21 protein-coding genes are annotated in these 18,662 nt (G+C 50.0%); 2 read left to right on the top strand and 19 right to left on the bottom strand.

Annotated elements, in window-relative coordinates:
* Position 1 precedes the first annotated feature (1 nt).
* Positions 2-1,930, bottom strand: coding sequence for a threonine--tRNA ligase (gene thrS, locus WFM45_RS06730; protein ID WP_015377696.1), 1,929 nt, complete (start codon positions 1,928-1,930; stop codon positions 2-4).
* A 251-nt stretch (positions 1,931-2,181) separates the two neighbouring features.
* Here thrS and WFM45_RS06725 point away from each other — a divergent pair, with 251 nt between their 5' ends.
* Positions 2,182-2,421 carry a hypothetical protein gene (locus tag WFM45_RS06725; RefSeq protein WP_311266415.1) on the top strand — a complete coding sequence of 80 codons (240 nt, stop codon included), beginning with the start codon at positions 2,182-2,184 and terminating at the stop codon, positions 2,419-2,421.
* A 21-nt stretch (positions 2,422-2,442) separates the two neighbouring features.
* On the opposite strand, the gene WFM45_RS06720 is transcribed toward WFM45_RS06725, so the two are convergent.
* The 10 genes from WFM45_RS06720 to WFM45_RS06675 all read right to left on the bottom strand — a co-directional run bounded on the left by WFM45_RS06720 (position 2,443) and on the right by WFM45_RS06675 (position 13,358).
* On the bottom strand, positions 2,443-3,162 hold the full coding sequence (locus WFM45_RS06720) for a hypothetical protein (protein ID WP_336954965.1): 720 nt from the start codon (positions 3,160-3,162) through the stop codon (positions 2,443-2,445).
* A gap of 1 nt (position 3,163) precedes the next feature.
* Positions 3,164-4,936, bottom strand: a complete 1,773-nt coding sequence (locus WFM45_RS06715) for an SGNH/GDSL hydrolase family protein (RefSeq protein ID WP_336954964.1) — start codon at positions 4,934-4,936, stop codon at positions 3,164-3,166.
* Positions 4,937-7,429, bottom strand: coding sequence for a host specificity factor TipJ family phage tail protein (locus WFM45_RS06710; RefSeq protein WP_336954963.1), 2,493 nt, complete (start codon positions 7,427-7,429; stop codon positions 4,937-4,939). It abuts the gene before it with no gap.
* Positions 7,389-7,808 carry an NlpC/P60 family protein gene (locus WFM45_RS06705; protein ID WP_227414471.1) on the bottom strand — a complete coding sequence of 140 codons (420 nt, stop codon included), beginning with the start codon at positions 7,806-7,808 and terminating at the stop codon, positions 7,389-7,391. The genes WFM45_RS06710 and WFM45_RS06705 overlap by 41 nt, the downstream gene beginning before the upstream one ends.
* Entirely contained in the window at positions 7,801-8,271 is a 471-nt protein-coding gene (locus WFM45_RS06700; RefSeq protein WP_128868835.1) for a DUF1833 family protein, read from the bottom strand. Before WFM45_RS06700 ends, WFM45_RS06705 begins: the two co-directional genes overlap by 8 nt.
* Positions 8,272-8,739: a hypothetical protein gene (locus WFM45_RS06695; protein WP_308325513.1), complete on the bottom strand. Its 468-nt coding sequence runs from the start codon at positions 8,737-8,739 to the stop codon at positions 8,272-8,274.
* Between the two features lie 54 nt (positions 8,740-8,793).
* On the bottom strand, positions 8,794-9,219 hold the full coding sequence (locus tag WFM45_RS06690; RefSeq protein ID WP_336954962.1) for a hypothetical protein: 426 nt from the start codon (positions 9,217-9,219) through the stop codon (positions 8,794-8,796).
* Positions 9,220-9,293: 74 nt separating this feature from the next.
* On the bottom strand, positions 9,294-12,518 hold the full coding sequence (locus WFM45_RS06685; RefSeq protein ID WP_336954961.1) for a tape measure protein: 3,225 nt from the start codon (positions 12,516-12,518) through the stop codon (positions 9,294-9,296).
* A 62-nt stretch (positions 12,519-12,580) separates the two neighbouring features.
* Positions 12,581-12,985: a hypothetical protein gene (locus WFM45_RS06680; protein WP_072269798.1), complete on the bottom strand. Its 405-nt coding sequence runs from the start codon at positions 12,983-12,985 to the stop codon at positions 12,581-12,583.
* A 94-nt stretch (positions 12,986-13,079) separates the two neighbouring features.
* On the bottom strand, positions 13,080-13,358 hold the full coding sequence (locus WFM45_RS06675) for an Arc family DNA-binding protein (RefSeq protein ID WP_072010257.1): 279 nt from the start codon (positions 13,356-13,358) through the stop codon (positions 13,080-13,082).
* Positions 13,359-13,511: 153 nt separating this feature from the next.
* Here WFM45_RS06675 and WFM45_RS06670 point away from each other — a divergent pair, with 153 nt between their 5' ends.
* Entirely contained in the window at positions 13,512-14,399 is an 888-nt protein-coding gene (locus tag WFM45_RS06670; RefSeq protein WP_336954960.1) for a phage antirepressor N-terminal domain-containing protein, read from the top strand.
* 59 nt (positions 14,400-14,458) lie between these two features.
* On the opposite strand, the gene WFM45_RS06665 is transcribed toward WFM45_RS06670, so the two are convergent.
* The 8 genes from WFM45_RS06665 to WFM45_RS06630 all read right to left on the bottom strand — a co-directional run bounded on the left by WFM45_RS06665 (position 14,459) and on the right by WFM45_RS06630 (position 18,661).
* Complete coding sequence (locus WFM45_RS06665) at positions 14,459-14,662, bottom strand: DUF551 domain-containing protein (RefSeq protein WP_336954959.1); 204 nt, start codon at positions 14,660-14,662, stop codon at positions 14,459-14,461.
* Positions 14,663-14,786: 124 nt separating this feature from the next.
* Positions 14,787-15,146: a hypothetical protein gene (locus tag WFM45_RS06660; RefSeq protein ID WP_336954958.1), complete on the bottom strand. Its 360-nt coding sequence runs from the start codon at positions 15,144-15,146 to the stop codon at positions 14,787-14,789.
* Entirely contained in the window at positions 15,146-15,520 is a 375-nt protein-coding gene (locus tag WFM45_RS06655; RefSeq protein ID WP_336954957.1) for a hypothetical protein, read from the bottom strand. The genes WFM45_RS06660 and WFM45_RS06655 overlap by 1 nt, the downstream gene beginning before the upstream one ends.
* Before the next feature lie 113 nt (positions 15,521-15,633).
* Positions 15,634-16,305 (bottom strand): DUF6246 family protein, encoded by a 672-nt coding sequence (locus tag WFM45_RS06650; protein ID WP_336954956.1) that lies wholly within the window; start codon positions 16,303-16,305, stop codon positions 15,634-15,636.
* A 38-nt stretch (positions 16,306-16,343) separates the two neighbouring features.
* Entirely contained in the window at positions 16,344-16,853 is a 510-nt protein-coding gene (locus tag WFM45_RS06645; RefSeq protein WP_060452308.1) for a KilA-N domain-containing protein, read from the bottom strand.
* 207 nt (positions 16,854-17,060) lie between these two features.
* The gene (locus WFM45_RS06640; RefSeq protein ID WP_336954955.1) at positions 17,061-17,810 is read right to left on the bottom strand and encodes an Ig-like domain-containing protein; all 750 of its coding nucleotides are present in this window, start codon (positions 17,808-17,810) and stop codon (positions 17,061-17,063) included.
* 60 nt (positions 17,811-17,870) lie between these two features.
* On the bottom strand, positions 17,871-18,254 hold the full coding sequence (locus tag WFM45_RS06635; protein ID WP_336954954.1) for a phage tail termination protein: 384 nt from the start codon (positions 18,252-18,254) through the stop codon (positions 17,871-17,873).
* The gene (locus tag WFM45_RS06630) at positions 18,251-18,661 is read right to left on the bottom strand and encodes an HK97 gp10 family phage protein (RefSeq protein WP_336954953.1); all 411 of its coding nucleotides are present in this window, start codon (positions 18,659-18,661) and stop codon (positions 18,251-18,253) included. Before WFM45_RS06630 ends, WFM45_RS06635 begins: the two co-directional genes overlap by 4 nt.
* Position 18,662: the final 1 nt, after the last annotated feature.

Below are 18,662 nucleotides of genomic sequence, written 5' to 3'. Positions count from 1 at the left end.
TTTATTCCTCCAGTTGATGAAGACTACGGCTGCGAATCTCTTTCAGCAGCTTGTCTACGACTTCGTTTACGTCCAGGCTTCCCAGGTCTTTGCCACGGCGGGTACGAACGGCAACTTTGCCGGCTTCGACCTCTTTGTCGCCGCACACCAACATGTAAGGGACTCGACGTAAAGTATGTTCGCGAATTTTAAAGCCAATCTTCTCATTTCTCAAGTCCGCTTTCACGCGAATACCTGCATCCTGCAGTTTTTTGGTCAATTGCTGGACGTAATCAGACTGGCTGTCGGTGATATTCATCACCACCACCTGCACCGGAGCGATCCAGGTCGGGTAGAACCCGGCGTATTCTTCGGTCAGGATACCGATGAAGCGTTCCATGGAGCCCAAAATGGCGCGGTGAATCATTACCGGCACGACGCGATCGTTGTTTTCGCCAACATACGAAGCGCCCAAACGGCCCGGCAAGAAGAAATCGAGCTGCACGGTACCACATTGCCATGCGCGATCCAAACAATCATGCAGGGTAAATTCAATTTTCGGTCCGTAGAAGGCGCCCTCGCCCGGCTGGTACTCGAACGGAATGCCGTTCTCGGTCAGCGCGGCGGCCAGGTCCTCTTCCGCACGGGTCCACATGTCGTCGGTACCGATGCGTTTTTCCGGACGAGTCGACAGCTTGACGGCGATCTTGTCGAAGCCGAAGGTGCCGTACACGTCATAGACCATGCGAATGCATTCGTTCACTTCGGCGCGCACCTGCTCTTCGGTACAGAAGATGTGGGCGTCATCCTGCGTGAAGCCGCGCACGCGCATCAGGCCGTGCAGGGAACCCGAAGGCTCGTTGCGGTGGCAGCTGCCGAATTCGCCCATTCGCAGCGGCAGATCGCGGTACGACTTCAGGCCCTGGTTGAAGATCTGCACGTGACCCGGGCAGTTCATCGGCTTGATGCAGTATTCACGGTTCTCCGACGCGGTGGTGAACATGGCGTCTTTGTAGTTTTCCCAGTGGCCGGTTTTTTCCCACAGCACGCGGTCCATCATGAACGGACCTTTCACTTCCTGGTACTGGTACTCTTTGAGCTTCATGCGCACGAAGGCTTCCAGCTCGCGGAAGATAGTCCAACCGTCGTTGTGCCAGAACACCATGCCCGGCGCTTCTTCCTGCATGTGATACAGGTCGAGCTGTTTGCCGATCTTGCGGTGATCGCGTTTGGCCGCCTCTTCCAGGCGTTGCAGGTAGGCGTTCAGCTGCTTCTTGTCTGCCCAGGCGGTACCGTAGATACGCTGCAGCATTTTGTTTTTGCTGTCACCGCGCCAGTAAGCGCCGGAGGTTTTCTGCAGCTTGAAATGGTGGCAGAAACGCATGTTCGGCACGTGCGGGCCGCGGCACATGTCGATGTATTCTTCGTGGTGATACAGGCCAGGACGATCGTCATGGCTGATGTTCTCATCCAGGATCGCCACTTTATAGATTTCGCCGCGCTCAGCGAAGGTGTCGCGGGCTTCTTGCCAGCTGACCTTCTTCTTGATGACGTCGTAATCCTTATCGGCCAACTCGTGCATCCGCTTTTCCAGCAGATCCAGGTCTTCCTGCGTCAGGGTGCGGTCGATATCCACATCATAATAGAAACCGTTGTCGATAACAGGACCGATCGCCATTTTGGTATCCGGCCACAGCTGCTTGATCGCATGACCCAGCAGGTGCGCGCAGGAGTGGCGCATGATTTCCAGACCGTCTTCGTCTTTGATGGTGATGATGGCCAGCTGCGCATCCGATTCGATCAGATCGCTGGCATCAACCAGTTCGCCATTGACGCGACCGGCGATACAGGCTTTCGCCAGGCCAGGGCCGATATCGCGCGCGACATCCATCGGGGAAACGGGGTGGTCGAAATGACGCTGACTACCGTCAGGAAGAGTAATAACAGGCATTAATAATTCCTTATCTACAGTGGTGACCCACACGACAGATCACATGAAGAAATACAATATTGTTTAACTACATGATGTTATCGACGCTATCCAGCTTTACCCTGCCAGATATGTACACTCATATGTACACAATTTGAAATGTACTATGTTGTTACGCCATAACGGAAATGTGATTGTATCACCATGAGAAGTGAAACGGCTAGGTACGATGTGGGCTACCATTACTGCACACCCACCAGCGGAGCAAAGCAATGGGCAGCATCACCCTCGCCGGCCGGCAGATCTTCATTCTCAACGAAAACGACCGATACCCTGAGCCACAGCAGAACAGCCCACCGATGTTCGCGATACGCGAAGACGAAGAGCAGCAGCACTGGCTTTATGTGTGGCATAAAGGGCGCTGGCCGCTCGTCTCAGAAACGCCGTTTGAAACAGAGGGCAAAGCCGTTGATGCCGCGCTCTCATTCGACTTTGCCACGCTGTACAAATAGCTGATCCCTACCGGCAATAACTCATGGAACGATGACCGCCCGCTGATAGTTCATGATGTCAGTCACTGCATCCATGCGGGATTTTGCAACTGCCGGGTCGATGTACTCGTTGTAGAATAGGAGGAACCCAAGAGTGCCAGTGACTCCTGCTGTGATGCCACCACCTGGAACACCTGCAGGGACACCGTTTACAGCAAACCCACGGGACACATTCTTTGCGCGCCCATTTGTTAATGGAGTTTCTCGCGAGATTGTGCCGCTGTGGAAAATCTCTCGATATGTGGTTTTGTTCCACGTCATGGCGCGGATTGTCCATGCGCCAGCTACACCAATTGGAGACGAAGTTACAGGTGGTGTTGCAATACCTGTGGCGATGTCAAACTGTCCCTGGCTCCCACTTAATCGAGAAAGTCGAGTGCCACGATAAGCAGTTGTTGACGTATCCAGATTATTTATCAACGATGCCTGAGTGCTACCCGAACTTAAATTCCAACACGTGATGATTGTCATTTCATCCTCTTCAATTACGGGGGTTTGAATGACATGGTTGGCATCATCAGCGAGAATCGCGCCTTGTAAGTTGTATCCTCCGCCCCAGGAAAAATGATTATCACGCCCGCTAAAATCCCTGTTTGATAGGCAATCATAGCCAGCCATCATAGTGTCTGTAATTAAGGCAATCCGAGGATCAACGATATCTTTATAGTCGAGATCAAACACTGTGTTGTGAACAATAATCATTTTATTCCCCTGATAATTCAAAAAGACCATTTTGAGCCACAAACAAATCCACATCTCCAGCACTTGCAACCAGCGTTGCTGTGGTGACGCCGATTGGTACAATGAATTCGTGATAAAAATAACTAAAACCATCGACGCTTCTATTCCATGTCCGCATTCCGGTCAGGTAATTAGTTGAACTTGCATCGCCGTTTGCGATGTAAAATTCAACTTGCTGTGCGTCTTGTTGAGAGGCTTTAATATAGAAACCAAACCCCATTTTTTTTCCGGGAGTTAGTGAAATTGGTTTGCTAAATTTTGCATTTCTCAATTTCCAGACATTCCCTTTTACGGATGGGTCTGTAGTTATAGCACTGCTACCAGCAGTGACGGTTGTCCAACCATCTGGGGTATCTCCGGCACCGTTAAGCGTAAGGAAAAGCGGGTTTGACAGAATGTTGTTCGTCAATCCAGCGGTGATCTGCTCTTCCGCCATTGTCGGATACACATTAGCAAGCCAGGAGCTCAAGGCATCAGACAATGCCAGCCCCATAGCCTTACATCCGGTTTCAGATGGATGTGACGGATCTGGATCGCCATTTTCATCAACGGCATTGTAACCGGGTAACCAATTTCCTGTGGCTGGGTCTACGGTTGCTGCATGCAAGTCAACAAACGGCAAACGCTCAGATTGCGAAATACCTCTTAAGACTGCGTTGAGTTCATGCTCCCTTGCTCTATTTGCATCGTTGTTGTTTTGAGCTGCCATTGTACAAATCACAGGAATAATTCCAGCTCTCAACAGTTTCGCAATAACTCTTTTAAAAGTTGGGATTGTGACTGTTTTTAAATCTATACCTTGCTGAATATCATTTCTGCCCGCCATCAAAACACAAATTGTACTACCTGAATTTATAACATTTGGGATGTGAGTCTGTTCTATTTGGGTAATGGTAAATCCGCTAGTTGCGTACATCCCACTTACCTTAAACTTACCATTAAGGTTTAACGATGCCCACATATGCCAACTGAGTGGTTTCCAGCTTCCGTTGAACTCGCCGCGTGCAGTGATAGAATCACCGCAAATTGCTGCATCGCCAAAAATCTGGCCAGGATTATTGAACAAACGGCGATTACGGTAAATCTTATACCCCTTATCATCCGTAGCGAAGATCGTGTTACCATCGGAACCAGCCTCGGCAAAGTCGTACTTTGCCCCAACACCTGATCGAATTAGCGTTCCATTTTCAAGAGAAATACTCCTTGCTGCTGCGTCCTTAATATCTACTCCGAGCGGGAAGTAAGACTTGCCAAATTGGTCTTGGAACATATATCTCACACCATTTGAGGAAAAATGCTCCAGACGGAACTCGGGAGCCGTTGAATAGTTCAGCGTGCGAATTCCTTTTGTTCGGATATCTGCGGTATTTGCCACCTTACTAGTCTGATTTACAAATTCAGAGCTTGGATAGCTTTTATCAGTTTTTACTGCCACCCCACTGATGTTTTGATATACATCCGCGATATTTTTTTCATCATCAGACCAAACAAAGAAATACGCATCATTTTTAATTTCTCCGCTTGAAATCGCTGCGCTTGCCTCTTCCAATGTCCATGGGTGTCCGAGAGGGGCAATGTTTGCAAGTGCACCTGACCACGTATAACGCACAACACCAAATCTGTCGGTGTACGTCTTTTCTTCAGAGTTAACGATTTGGTCAATCTTACCTGTATTGAACTTTAAATCCTGAACAGCTTCGCTTGGGATTGGATTGTTCGTTGGTGTGGTAGCCATCTATTCAGTTACCTCGTAATTATACATTTCATCGTTGTATTCAGACATGGTTAACGAGGTAGTCCCGTCGCCATTTGGTTTCTTTTCGGTGATCGTCCATTTTGTCGCGTCCATCTCTACCTGCGAGGCGATGACGTAGCGAGACGGCGACTGGACGTTGTAGCCGTCAAATATGTTGAGGTTGATTGCTGGCACTGCAGCGATAAAACCGAATGTCGTATCGCTGCGCGGGTATGCCTGAATGCGATCTGTGGGTGAGCCATTCGCATCGGTGACGACGACAAACATATCCCCTACCCACTCGATCCGTTCGCTGGTATCAAAATTATTGCCGTTTCGCGCGACGATATAACCGTCCTGCTGATTCGCGTCGTAGATATCAGCTACCTGAACCATTTGCCCGACATTAACCCACTCCCCATCAGCCAGCGCACGAATGGACATCGTTTGTCGCGAGTACAGCAGGCGCCGGACTTCTTTCAATGCCCGATCGCGCGCTTGGTACGAATTGCGGATAAACAACATGTCGAATTTCTTCGCCTTTACCGGCTCCCCCTCTTCAATCGAGTTGCCGACGATCCGGTAGCGGATGAATGCCTGTTTATTCGTGATCGGGTTTCGATACTTGACCTCAACCCCATCAAAACCACCTGGTAGAGTCATGTCGTAGGAAAGGCTGTAATCCTCCGCTTTCATGTTGGCGCGGTTGAATACCGTCGTCGCATTCGGTTTTCGTTCATCACGCGTGAAAGACAACACCCCGCCATCCCAGAACGCCGTCACGGTGGCCGCATCACAGATCGTCTGAATCCGAGAGCCAAGCGAGATATCTTCGTCATCGAAGGTATAATCGAAATAACCCAGGCGCTGATCCGGCAGCGATGCCGCGATAGAGTAAAGCTCGTAGATGTCGATGCTCGACTCTGGCTGACCTCCCATTTTTAGCCAGGTGTGCAATACAGCGTCTGCAAACGAACGTGACGGCCTTTCAGTGTAATCTACGGTCTGTGTAGCCAGATCGTAGCTGATGACGTGGCGCGTGATCAGTGCGTTATATTTGCGCTCCCGCGCGCTGGTTGCTCGCTCTGTCGCAGTAACAGTGACAGTTACGAGGGTGTCATTCGGGTAAGCAACGTTGGAGCGCGTCCTGACGATGTGAACGGCTTCGACCTTCAGGATTGAGTGATCATTGCTGTTGTTCGATCGGATGAAAGAAATCGCGTAACGACCATTGCCGGCTGCAGGTGTGAATTTAAACGTCTGATATTTTGTATCTGCGTTTTCATCGTCATTGTTGAGCCCTACGTTGTAACTCTCTAACGTGCCCGGGATCTGGTTGTTATCATCATCGACCTTGTAGAAGGTGACATTGGTTCGGGCATAATCGCCATGGCCCAACTGCGCCTGCAGGTGAACCCAAAGCTGAGTCCCTTCAACCGGAGAGAAGGATGGGCCAATTACCAGCGGTTCATTATCGTTAAGCGTGAATATCGACGTGTTGATTACCGCGTCGTCGGGGATCTGGCTGATATCGTTGCCGCTCAGATTTACAAACGTGAACTCGTAGAAATACTGCGGGTTTACCGGGGCGCCATCGTCTGTTGTCGTAGCACTGAAGAGATCGGCAAATACAGTGATATCGCGTGTTACTGGGCCTGATACAGTGTTGTAGGTGACATTGACCACGAATGATACAGAATGAGGCTTAGACAGGTCATAGAAGTAATCAAAATCGCTGTTCTGCTTGATTTTCACCTTTGCCTGTCCGGCGATGAACTCGCCAGAAACCATGTCGGTGGTTGTCGTTGCCGTTTCTGCAGGAAAATCACCGCTCTCGTTCGGCCCCGGCAGCTCTTGCCCGTCGATGTCGTCGAAAGCGAACCCCTCATTGATCAGCGGGATGTTCTCGCCTGGCTGGTAGATGCGGTATGAAGCACCGGCCAGCGCGCCAAGGTTCGATTCAGAGTATCTAACAGACGTGACGTCATACCGGCCCAGCCCGAAGTTCATCCACTCTGTGACTTTCTTGATGTTGTTGTCGTACTCAAACAGCGACTCTTGAATCAGGTCAGGATACGCGCGCACCTGGCCGTAGTTGTCAGGCTTTGCCTCGCCGTTTCGCGCAATGTTGGTTTGCCCTTTCAGGCTGTTATTAGGTGATGTCTTTGCGTTGCTGCTTGTCGCCACGCCCGCGCTTGGCTGACCGAGCAATGACGTCAGGATTTTTTGGACGAACTTTATCGGGGCAAAAATTGGGCTGAGAACCTTCCCAATGGTGCCGCTTTTCGGCTGGTCGAACACGCTGATCACGTCGCCATCGTTGAGCGGGAAATTCAGCTCATCATCAGGCTTCAGCTTTACGCCATTACGCAGAATTTCAACATCACAGTGAAGGTTGGCCGATTTCAGCCAGGGATAGAACATGCTGCCGGCGGGAAGGTTATGACGTTCTTTAGGCAACCCCGGCACGCGCTGAACTTCGATCAACGGCATAGTCGTAAAACTCCAATTTGGTGAAAACTCGCTCCAGCGTCCGCAGCTTGTCAAAGCGCACATGCCCCGCTTCGCCACGGCTATGGAATGCTTGCCCATCAATGACCAAACCAACGTGGGCTGGCTGACCGCCGTAATACGCGATAAAAATGCTACCGTCGGCCGCTTTCTCGGCCTGATGCCAGAACACAACATCACCGGAAAAACACGTCAGGAAGTCGCTACCGGCTTCGTAGTCCGGCGTTTGGTGTATCTCTATGCCGAGAACATGCCGGTAATACAGCACCACCAGTCCCCAGCAATCAGCCGCATCAAACGAGCACGCTCTATCGCGCCACGGCTTACCCTCCATGGCGTGAATGAAGTCAGGTTTATGCATTGGCGAGTCCTGGGAATTCAGTGGTGTTGTAGAGAAAGCCGATGTTGTTGTTTAGCGGGTTCTGCAGCGTGAGAGAGCACGTTACGTCAGCCTCATCGAGAGAGGCGTCTTTCACATACAGCGTCCACGACTTCAGCGGTGTGTTCATGTCCGCCGCATCGAAACGCTGATACGTGGCAGAGATCGGTGTTATGCGTGAGTGCGCGCGCCACAACTTCAACTGCTGCTTAAAGTCCTGCGCCAGGCGCCCGAACTTCACCGTTGAGTTGATCACCGGCGTGCTGCTCTGCTGGCTCTCTGCGACCTCCATTCGACACGCTGAAAACACCTGACCGGCGAATGTCTTCGGGTATATCTGGTTTGCCACCAGCCGGATAACGCCAAATGCCGGATGACTAAACGTCATCGTGTCGTAGATGATCCGGTTAGGCCGCTGTGACTGAAATTCTCGTAAGGTAGGCATTCAATACTCCGGCATGTCGCGGTTAACCACTTCATCAATGATCCCCCACTGATATGGCGGCAGCTCAACAATGACGTCTGAGAACTCGTCATCCGGGTTGTAGACTTTCCGGGTGATTACGCTCGCCGTCCATGTGGTCGTGTTGCCGTTGATGCTCGTTTGCACCGGCGGTGCCACAAAATGCAGTTCCTGCAGTTGCAGGCCAGAGCCACCCAGATTGCAAAGCATCGTGAACCACTGATTGCCGTTATCCAGGTAACGAGGGCTGCGATACCACTGCTCGAATGCCCGATCTTCTTGCAGCGTGAAAATCCACGTCAGCGACCAGGTAGTTTTGAGGTCATCTGTCAGGCGTTGGAAGATAGGCGCGCCCACTGCCGGCTGATCGGTGCGGAACCCGGCATCAATCGTGCGGCTCTTGTTGGCCTTCTGGGGAAGTGATAGCCATTCGGGATAAGGTATTGCCATGGTCTCTCCAGGCATAAAAAAACCCGCCGAAGCGGGTTTCTTAATAAAATTAACTTAGCTTTCTTGCCATACTCCAACACTAAAGCCATCAATCTCATCGATTTTAAATCGCCAAATAGAAGACACTTTACTTATAGAGTCACCTGTTACGATCCTAACATTCTTCATGTGAACAAAGTTAATATTTGAGTTCACCTCATCAATATCAGAGTAGAAACTCTCTTTCATCTGAGTATAGTATGACGTGATAGCCTCCTTTGCTTCATCAGTGTTATTTGATGCTTCTATTTGAGATATCATTTTGTCGCACCACTCGTTAACACCTATCAAAACCCCTGTATAAACGATACCACTAACAGAGATTGTTAATCCCATATTGATTCCTCTATTTGCCCACGAGGCATAATCATCAATATAGGAGTCTTTATATTTTGAAGTTATTACCTCTTGAGGGATAGGGGTGTTTTCTGAATTTGCCATTTAAAAAACCTTTCATAGATGTAGGGAGAGATTATATTATCAGCCAATACAGAAACTGTCTCATAGCTTGCTAATCACTCCGTCGCTCGGCGAGGCGCCTGGTGATACTGGGATATACCCTGGCTGATTTGCCCTCCCTGCTGTAGATCAGCCAGCACAATGCGCACCACATCGCTACCATCAGCACCTTTGCTGGCCTGGGTATCCATTACACCAGCGCCGGATGAGTAGTTTTCGATAATGATGGTTGGCGCCGCACTGCCGCCGCCGGTCATCTGCTTGTTGCTAATCACCTTGCCGTTGTCACCGGGGATCATGTACTGCTTACCAGTGCTCGCCTGGTAAATCTCTGGCTTGCCTCGCTCACCTACCTGGTACATCGCGCCAGCGCTCACGGGGCCACCGTTATAACGCGCGCCGGCCAAAGCCAGCCCACCAGCCAATCCCACGGTTGAGGTTATTCCAGCAGCCGCTGGAGCTGCGTTAGCGCCAAGAGTTGCCAGCGATGCCATTGCGGCTGCCGGTGCCCAGGCTGAAGCCGTTGTGGCAGCCATACCCACAGATGACGCCACGGAGGCGGCGCCAAGCGTCTGGCCGAGGATGTAGTTTTTCAACGCCTCCACACCCACCTGAACGATGCTGTTTATCACACTGTTCAGAATGGTGTTTCCAAGCGACCGCATCGCCTCTTGTGCCGACATGGTGCCGGTAAGCAGCCCTGTAATAGCGTTTGAGGCATTACCAGAGAAAGCATCAACAGCACTCGTCAGCATGTCGTAACCAAGGCTCTGCTGGCTCAACAGCTGCCATTGCGCCGCCGTCTGCTGCTCCTGGTATTGCTTCTCATGGGCAGTGCGCAAAGCCAGGTACTGATCATCCGTGGCGCGTTTTGCAGCTATGAACTGCTCGTAGGTGATCTTATTGGCATCATAAGATTGTTTGATAATCGCCAGCTCCTGAGCCTGATATTCCTTCATCAAAGCCAGTTTCTGACTGTTCTCATTAGCCATCTGCTGAATAGGGTCAACCTGTCCGCGCGCATCAGCTATCGGATTGGACGTAGCCTGTTGCGCTCGGATTTTGGCAAGGTTTACCTGGTGTTCACGTTCAAGCTGCTCGGAAAGTTGGCTGAACTGCTTTTGACTGATAAGTAGGTTACCCTGAGCATCCTTCGCCTCTTTCAACATTTGCAGTTGAGCTTTCTGAGAGGCGTAGTTTGCGTTTTCCTTCAGTTCTGGAACAGCGTTCTGAGCTTTCAGTGCCGCTGCAGTATCCCAGATTTCAGCTCGATATTGCCCCGCAAGCTTAATCTGTTCTTTCGTCGCTCCTTTACCAAGAGAAAGTTGGGCCTGCAGTATGGCTTGCTCACGGGTTAGCTCTTGAGTAGAACCTGCAGCCAGCTCAGACTGCTGTTTGAGATTGGCGACTTTCTGTGCAGCGCTTTCCGCCTGATTGGCTGACTTCTTGCTCTCCGCTATTCCTTCCTTGGTTGCCTGCTTCTGCTCCTGAATCGCCTTGGTTGCGTCGAACTCTGCACCAGCCCTATCGCGTGCCAGCATGACGTCTTGCTCGCTACCGCCGAGTGTTCTGATGTCCTTCTCGGCCTTAAGCTGGGCGCGCTTCCTGTCGTTAAGTTCGCTTTGAATCTCAACCTGATCATTCAGCTTATCCAGATAGTCCTGAACGTTTTTAGGCCGTTCAACGATGAGGCTTTGCGAGTTGAACTTTTCTTTAGCTCTTCCAGCAAAGTTAATAGCGTCTCCAAGCTGGCCAAACAGGCCCGCTGTAACACTCGCCTCATGTCCATCACGCTTCAGCAAGTCTATGCCCTGTTGGAATGTCCCGTTCATTTGGGCGCGCAAAATTCCGGTCTTACTGATTGTTTGACTTAACTTTGTTTGTTCTGAATCTACCCGAGCAGTTAACTGAATATGCTCACTTTCTAACTGGTTAACTTTCGATACTGCATCTGAATAGAGCAGGTTATTCTGGCCTAAACCTGCAACGGCAGCCTTTGCGCTCTCCAATCTGGATGTAAGATCAGTTAGTTGTGCCTCACTACCTTTTAACTCTTCGGATTGAAGCCTGATTGACTTGCTGGCTTTGTCTATTTCTGCGGCTAACTGAACGCTACTCATGGTGCGCATTTTTGCGATTACACCATCGAGTTTATCGGCAAAATCTATTGCCTCTTGTTTGGCTTGCTGCGCCCTCTGATAAAAATAGAAGATAGCCGCAGACGCAAGGGTTGCAGCTCCAACTAGCCCACCCAGAGGGGTTAAGGCTGTGACCAATGCCGCTCTAAGCGATCCTTGTGCTATGGCTGCCCTAACCGCTGCGGCCGTATTCGCTATCGTTGCTGCTGTTGCAGCCGTTAATGCAGAAACATACCGCGAACCAATCACCGCAGTAATTGCCAATATAACGTTGGATACAGTTGTAAGATTCTCGCTCAGGGTGATGACAGCATCATTGAAGACCATCACGCCAGTTTTTACCGTTGTTGAAGCCCCGATAAATTTGGTGATGTTGTTGCCGGCAATTTGGCTTGCCTGGGCGGCCGTCATTGTAGTTTTGGCAAACTCTCTACCGATCGCATCCCCTTGAGATAGCAATCCTTTCACTACCACATCCGTAGTCAATTTACCTTGTGCAGCCATCGCACGAAGCTGACCGATACTAACGCCAAGAGAATCAGCAAGAGCAATAGACAGGCGGCTACCCTGCTCGGCAACAGAGTTATACTCCTGCCCTCTCAGCACGCCAGAAGCCAAGCCCTGAGATAATTGAACAATCGCTCCCTCAGCCTCTTGAGCTGTCGCGCCGGATACGACAAACCCCTGGTTGATAATCGTCGTTAACTTCGCGAGATCGTCCGCTGAGGTGTTATAGCTTCGTGTAGCGCGTTCAAGGCGAGAATAAAGCGTCGCAGTACCGTTCAAGCTGGAGCGAGTATCTTGGGTGATCTGAAAAACTCTCTCAGTTACATCCGCAAGAGTTTCATTGACCCTTACTGCGTTCGCCAGTTTGTTGTTGAGTGTTGTCCATGCATCGGCGTATGACATTACCTCACGGAACGATAAAGCGGCAGTAACAGCCGCAGCCACACGCGAAAGCGTTCCAAAAGCAGAACCTGTAGAAGCTGCCTGGCGTTCCAATTTTGACAAACTGGCATCTGCTTTTCCTGACTGCTTCTCCATTTCTCCGAGCACGGTAGATGCCTTACGGCTACCAGTGATCATTTTAGCAGTGTCGATATCGACCTGATAAACGAGGCTGCCGCCGTCTTGTTCTGCCATTTAGTGTTCTCCGGGCATAAAAAAACCCCGCCTGAGCGAGGTTTTATCGTTAAATTATTACTTTACTTGACTGGATGAACCATACCAAATTGGCTCATGGCCGTAACGTCATACATCTCGCCACCAGAGAAGATAAACACATACTTCTGATCTCCGGTATAACCACCATAGCTATTCTTGGCATTAACTAGAACGGGTGATACCCACCCAAAAGTTACCTTCCCGCCAGATGGTGACCATTGGCCATCCTGAGAGTACCCCTTGAAGGTTGGCATGAACTTATATTGAGCCGAATAGGGATCTTTTAATGTGGAGTTAAAATGATTTTTAATTTTCTCTTGATAATCTTTCGGAAGTTCACCGTAACTAGCAGAGGATATTTGAGCCTGGCTAGGCGGTTGCTGTGATGAACAACCAGACATAGCAAGTGACGCCAGAATGGCCCCAACAACTGCAATCTTCTTCATTTAGTCCTATTCCCATAGACAAGTAACAAGTCGTTACATGGTAGCAGACTCAGTAGGGGCAAAAAACGTAATGCGTGAATAAATCACCACTCCGTCACTTTTTATCTTTGCTCTCTCGCTCAAGCTTCACAGCTTGCTCTGCCGCTCTGATAGCGATCGCCTCAAAAATCTCACTCGGCAATAGGTACTCTTTTGCTCGCGCGAGCATCCCTTCTGTACCATCGATGGGGGAAAGGTTGTGCTTCCGAACCGCATCAAGCAGAACGGCGACAATCTCCGCGTTAACCGAGCGCTTGTTATCGGCAGCCATGTTCTGAACAGCTTCTTTCAAGTCCTGTGGCAATCGGACATTAATCTGTGGATCACGACTCATAGCAGTCACCTAAAGAAAAACAATGTTGACATAGTAGCCAACTGCTATTACCTTTTCAAGCAAGGTAGCCAATGGCTACCAAAGAGCGAAGCCCCAACTGCGGTAACAGTCAGGGCTTCTGATTTGTCCCCCATCCCCACAAGGATAAAAGACATGAACAGTATATCAATTCTTGAAGCTGTTAACACTTCATCCGTCCAGTTCCATGGACAACCAATCATCACTGCCATGGCCGCCGGTGTGGCTTATGTAGCCATGAAGCAGATCGCCGAGAACATCGGGTTAGCTTGGGGTTCTCAGCAACAGAAGCTGATGCAAAGCAAAGATAAATACAACTATATCGATATCGATATGGTTGCCAATGATGGTAAAAAGCGCCTCATGGGATGCATCCCACTGAAGAAGCTCAACGGCTGGCTGTTCAGCATCAACCCATCAAAGGTACGCGCAGACATCCGAGACAAGCTGATCGCCTATCAGGAAGAATGCTTCACCGTTCTGCACGACTACTGGACGAAAGGGTCCGCCGTTCGGAAGTCAGGAACAACCGTTGATGAGAGAACACCACTGCGCGATGCGGTAAACATGCTCGTCAGCAAGAAGCACCTGATGTACCCGGAAGCTTACTCCATCATCCACCAGCGCTTCGCCGTAGAGAGCATAGAGGACTTAACGCCTGAGCAGATCCCGCAGGCTATAGAGTACGTTCACCGCGTCGTGCTTGATGGCGAATATCTGGGTAAACAAATAGAACTACAGATGCCAGCCAGACAATTCGACGATAGCGAACTCTACCAACTTGTTTGCCTCTGGAGCGTGGCTCTATTGATAAGACAGGATACCCAGAAGATAACTGAAGCCCTTGCACCTCTTGGACTTCCAATAGCAGTTAAGGTGAACGCAAACGCCAACGATCTGGATGGGTTTATACGCAGCGCCGGCCTGTTGCTTCTGCGTGAGAGCAGTCATATAGCTAAACAGGTTAGCCCACCGTTGAACTGGAAACTTGAGATAACGCGTATGCAGTCAGCACTTCACTGATTAATAGCCCTCATTTTGGGGGCTAGAAAGCAAAAAGCCCACTTCGGTGGGCTTGTCCATCACGTTCTAGGGCGTTGGGGGAGAGGCATCCAATGGCTTATTTTATGATGAGAATGTTGCGTACTTCCGCTCAGAATCACCCCATTAAATCCATTTATCTCATCATAATCAGCGATCCCAACCCCTTTGTCAGATGCAATAATAACTTTTTCGAACTGCAACGTCGTCTCAGGTAGCCTTTCTTCTACAGATATCCATTTCATAGCAATCACCATTGTTAAGGATGATTGAGCACTATAGCACCCGCAGAAAGCAAAAACCCACCTATTGAGTGAGCTAACCTTATGAAAAATCCAAAGTGATGCAATTATTGTTAAAGAATTAACTTTATCTCTGCTCACGCTTACCAAACGCATACCCAAGGGCCAGCGTAAGTATAGGTGTAAATATTGACCAGACATCTTTTAACGCAGAAATAATGTCAATTTTATCCGGCTCGTTTTTATCAAATACAAAATGAAAATATGCCAACATGATGCAAATACTGAGGGTGGCACCAAGATAAAAGCAATACTTTAAGGTCATCCATATGAAAGAGTCTCTTGCATGCTCTCCAGTTCCTATTTGAGCTGCAATGGTCCCTGTTGTACTTACACCGGATACACCACCACTTTTGATAGATGGCCGGTTAGCAGTATTCTCTTGGCTTTTTATTGGCTCGACAGCGGGTGTAATCTGGTCTGACATTATGCATCCTCGTACAAGGAATACGTCGTTATTAGCACCGTTTGGTCAGCGGTTGTCTCTTGTACAAACGTAAGCCAAGTAATGTAAATCCTACCCCCATCTTTTTTAGTACCGATCTCATGAGGGATAATTAAACCTTTTGGCGTGCCGAAAGGATTTTTAATAAAATTATGAGTAAATGTAATGTTATTACCATTTACATCAACACTTAAAATTGTTTTCGCTTCTTTTCCATCAGTTAAAACATTGGTTACGATAATTATATCCAAACCACCGTAATTTAACTTCAATCCCTGTTCACCTTCTCCACAAACAAAATGAAACGTACCAGACTCAACTAGCTTTCGTCCATTCCCCGTTGCTGTGATCAACATATTTTACACTCTCAACTAACACTAACCCTGACATTAGGCATGAAATTATACCATCGAACAAATAGAAAAACACTGTGCAGCTCGCGGTCAACTGACTGTATAAATAGGCGAAGTCATGCAAGAGTCATCATCGCCTGCCAGCGCTTCTCATCTTCGTCCATCACCTGATCGTACTCTTCGCGCGTGAAACCTTTCTGCTCTGGGTACTTGGCCGCGAGCAGCAACTGAAACTCAGTCATCGAAAGGCGCTCTGCTTCGGCGCGAGGCATGTTGAAGTGATTCCGTGCTGCGCTGATGTACTCGAAGGCGTTGAACTCGTTCACGTAGCTGTTCGACTCGTGTCGCTGCAGCTTGCGGATCTTTGCTTTACCGATGATACCGTGAGTGATCAGTGATTGGCCGATTACGATGATATCGCTCGCCGGCATCTTGCCGCGGCGAAACACGAAAGCCCTCTTCCCTCGTTTGCTTGGCCGCAACTCTCCCACCAGCGCGCTAAGGTCATCATCACAGCATGCCTGCATGACGATCATCCCGGCGAATATTGCTGAGCTACTGAATGACGGAGCGTTGATGTATGCCAGCAACCACCCAGGAATCTCACCGTATGCCTCAGCAGCGGCTTCAAGTAACCGTGGTGCCTCACTGGTATGGAGTTCAGCAAATCGCTCTACAATCTCCGCTGGCGAGCCTATGCGGGTCATGTTTGCGAACGAAGGTCGAAGGAAGTAATCGCGATCGGCATCGGTGATGACCATCTCGCCTAATTCAGTGATTGGTGTCATTTAAACCTCAAAACGATGGCATCCCTGCCAATCTTCAGTCAAAAGCCAGGAAGGTACATCTGCACTTCATCAGCAATACGTTCTCGGGCAGTGTGAAGGAGGCGTTTTCGACCGCCGACACCCCACTTCGCCATTTGGCTGGCGCACTGGCTTATTTCCTTAGATTCGGTCTTGATGATGTGGTCTATTTTGTTCAGACGCGACATGGCATCAAAACCTTTTCTGACCAATGCTTGAAAAGTCTGGTAAACACGAATCTCAAATTCTGCACTGAGCCACGCCGCATAGCGGATTGCCACAAGCTCTAGCGCCCATACACCATGATGTAGCCCGCCATTAATCGTTTGCACCGCCGTGCATTTTTGCACTCTGCTCAAAGTATCGACAAAGTTACGAACCTGTCGGCTTCGCATAAACTGGCTTGGTCTCTGGTTTTCCGTTGCATCTCCATTGGAGACAGCAGCGGCATGCAGGTCATTAAGGTTATAGCGACCTTCTTCATCAACACGAACGGAGACGCCATTTACTGCCACGGTTGGATAGTTCATTCGGATTACCTTTTAGTGATGAACCTTGTCGCACAGGAAACGGCCCCAAGAAGGCTCCGACAGCCAGCCGGTTCCTCAAGGGTCATCCTGAAAGGTTCTTGGTTTGATTACTGCGCGTGCGGTGCGCGATGTATTTCAGGTACAAAAAAGCCCCGCATGAGCAGGGCTAGTCTTTGTCAGATCGACGGTCGGTTTCCCGACCATTTGCTATGCGGTCACAGTGATCGCGCTGGTTGATGTTTTGGCGCCATCGTTGGTGGTAAACGTGATTGTGGCTGCGCCGGCAGAAACGCCAGTAACGAGACCTGACTGATTGACGGTAGCCTTACCGGTTGCCGAGGATGACCAGGTGCCGGTTTTGTCGCTTGCATCAGCCGGCGCCACGGTGGCGGTAAGCTGTTGAGTAGCCCCTACAGCAATGCTTGCTGTTGCTGGCGCCACTGTCACACCGGTAACCGGTACATCCGAGGCGACTTCAAACACGACAGTATCGGCATCAGCAACTTTCCACTCGCCGGAGAAAGTGGAGATGTCGCTCGTGCCAAAATCACCAGACCACGATGTAGTGTTGAAGTAGCCCATGATGTAGGTGCCGGAATCTTCGCCGACGAAATCGAATCGAACCCAAATCGACGGCTGCCGGCCAGCCTGCACTTCATCGAAAATGTACTTGGAGATGTTGAGCGCGCCGATCTCAGTGGTTTTGTCTTTGCGGCGGAATTCACCTTCACCGGAAATGGTGAAGTCCATATTGGTTACCAGGTTCTCCACAAGCCCTTTCGCATCGTCCGCTTCAGACGTCACGGAGTTTGGCGAGAAGTCGAAGCCCTTGGTGGTCAGCGCGCCGAGGCGCTTCCAGTCACTCAGTGCCGGCAGCGTGTCAGCACAGCCGAAAGCCATACGTAGCACCGCGACTTTACCGATCAGCTTGCCGGTATCATTTGCACAACCTTGCATGTGTTACCTCTTCAAATAAAAAAGGCCGCCCAGAGGCAGCCTGATGGATAGATATGTGCGTTATTCGCCGTAGGTGCAGCAGACTAAAAGCCGGTAGATTAATCGTCCCTCTGCCGATGAGATTGGCGCTGGATAACCTCCGAGAAGACGCATGGCGCCAACACAGCTATCAGCGCCCTGTTGGCCGCTAATGTAGTCGGCGATTTTGTTCGCCGATGCATCTGCTTCTGCGTTCTTCCCTTTGGCCCCGACAACATCGACCATTACGAAGAAATCTCCGCCGCGGTCGTATTGAATATCTGAACCACCGCCAGGACGGAACACGATGAAAGCATCGGATAACTTGCCCGTGTCGTTCCACATCAGCGTTTGGATGATGAGCCCCGCGGTTAGGCCTGCACTCTCGAAAAGATTTCGTAGGCGGAGATACATTGGAGGTGTCACAGCATCATCTCCTTCCTGATTATCTCGTCCACCTGCCGGCGGGTTTTATCTGCGGCCTTGGTGAGGAATTTAGGTTCACCAGATGGATCCCAATAATTACCGCCACCTTGCGACTTAGGACGCGGCAGCCCTTTTAGGATGCCACTGGCGTTATGAACATAGACCGCATAGTTGGCCGAATACCCGATACGCCCAGTGATGCGTGTTCCATTCACTGCGGGGGTGTCCTGGTATTGCGAGTTAAGCAGTACCGAGGTTTTACCTATTGGGGTCATCAGGGCAGCTTCATTTCCGATGATAAACAGCGCTGTTTTGATAGCCCTGACCGCCTTTCTCGTCCTGGCATCCTCAACCACGGAATCAAGGCGCCGCTGGGCCTCTTTGATGCCTTTTATTTTTACGCCCATC

Source organism: Serratia sp. KG1D, assembly GCF_037150675.1.
Taxonomy (GTDB): Bacteria; Pseudomonadota; Gammaproteobacteria; order Enterobacterales; family Enterobacteriaceae; genus Serratia; species Serratia nematodiphila.
Note: the sequence above shows the minus strand (reverse complement) of the source record. Positions and strands in the feature narration are given on the sequence as shown.

Bases quoted from the DNA above. Each gene is read 5' to 3' on its own strand.
- thrS (WP_015377696.1), bottom strand. From the start codon at position 1,930: ATGCCTGTTATTACTCTTCCTGACGGTAGTCAGCGTCATTTCGACCAC.
- WFM45_RS06725 (WP_311266415.1), top strand. From the start codon at position 2,182: ATGGGCAGCATCACCCTCGCCGGCCGGCAGATCTTCATTCTCAACGAA.
- WFM45_RS06720 (WP_336954965.1), bottom strand. From the start codon at position 3,162: ATGATTATTGTTCACAACACAGTGTTTGATCTCGACTATAAAGATATC.
- WFM45_RS06715 (WP_336954964.1), bottom strand. From the start codon at position 4,936: ATGGCTACCACACCAACGAACAATCCAATCCCAAGCGAAGCTGTTCAG.
- WFM45_RS06710 (WP_336954963.1), bottom strand. From the start codon at position 7,429: ATGCCGTTGATCGAAGTTCAGCGCGTGCCGGGGTTGCCTAAAGAACGT.
- WFM45_RS06705 (WP_227414471.1), bottom strand. From the start codon at position 7,808: ATGCATAAACCTGACTTCATTCACGCCATGGAGGGTAAGCCGTGGCGC.
- WFM45_RS06700 (WP_128868835.1), bottom strand. From the start codon at position 8,271: ATGCCTACCTTACGAGAATTTCAGTCACAGCGGCCTAACCGGATCATC.
- WFM45_RS06695 (WP_308325513.1), bottom strand. From the start codon at position 8,739: ATGGCAATACCTTATCCCGAATGGCTATCACTTCCCCAGAAGGCCAAC.
- WFM45_RS06690 (WP_336954962.1), bottom strand. From the start codon at position 9,219: ATGGCAAATTCAGAAAACACCCCTATCCCTCAAGAGGTAATAACTTCA.
- WFM45_RS06685 (WP_336954961.1), bottom strand. From the start codon at position 12,518: ATGGCAGAACAAGACGGCGGCAGCCTCGTTTATCAGGTCGATATCGAC.
- WFM45_RS06680 (WP_072269798.1), bottom strand. From the start codon at position 12,985: ATGAAGAAGATTGCAGTTGTTGGGGCCATTCTGGCGTCACTTGCTATG.
- WFM45_RS06675 (WP_072010257.1), bottom strand. From the start codon at position 13,358: ATGAGTCGTGATCCACAGATTAATGTCCGATTGCCACAGGACTTGAAA.
- WFM45_RS06670 (WP_336954960.1), top strand. From the start codon at position 13,512: ATGAACAGTATATCAATTCTTGAAGCTGTTAACACTTCATCCGTCCAG.
- WFM45_RS06665 (WP_336954959.1), bottom strand. From the start codon at position 14,662: ATGAAATGGATATCTGTAGAAGAAAGGCTACCTGAGACGACGTTGCAG.
- WFM45_RS06660 (WP_336954958.1), bottom strand. From the start codon at position 15,146: ATGTCAGACCAGATTACACCCGCTGTCGAGCCAATAAAAAGCCAAGAG.
- WFM45_RS06655 (WP_336954957.1), bottom strand. From the start codon at position 15,520: ATGTTGATCACAGCAACGGGGAATGGACGAAAGCTAGTTGAGTCTGGT.
- WFM45_RS06650 (WP_336954956.1), bottom strand. From the start codon at position 16,305: ATGACACCAATCACTGAATTAGGCGAGATGGTCATCACCGATGCCGAT.
- WFM45_RS06645 (WP_060452308.1), bottom strand. From the start codon at position 16,853: ATGAACTATCCAACCGTGGCAGTAAATGGCGTCTCCGTTCGTGTTGAT.
- WFM45_RS06640 (WP_336954955.1), bottom strand. From the start codon at position 17,810: ATGCAAGGTTGTGCAAATGATACCGGCAAGCTGATCGGTAAAGTCGCG.
- WFM45_RS06630 (WP_336954953.1), bottom strand. From the start codon at position 18,661: ATGGGCGTAAAAATAAAAGGCATCAAAGAGGCCCAGCGGCGCCTTGAT.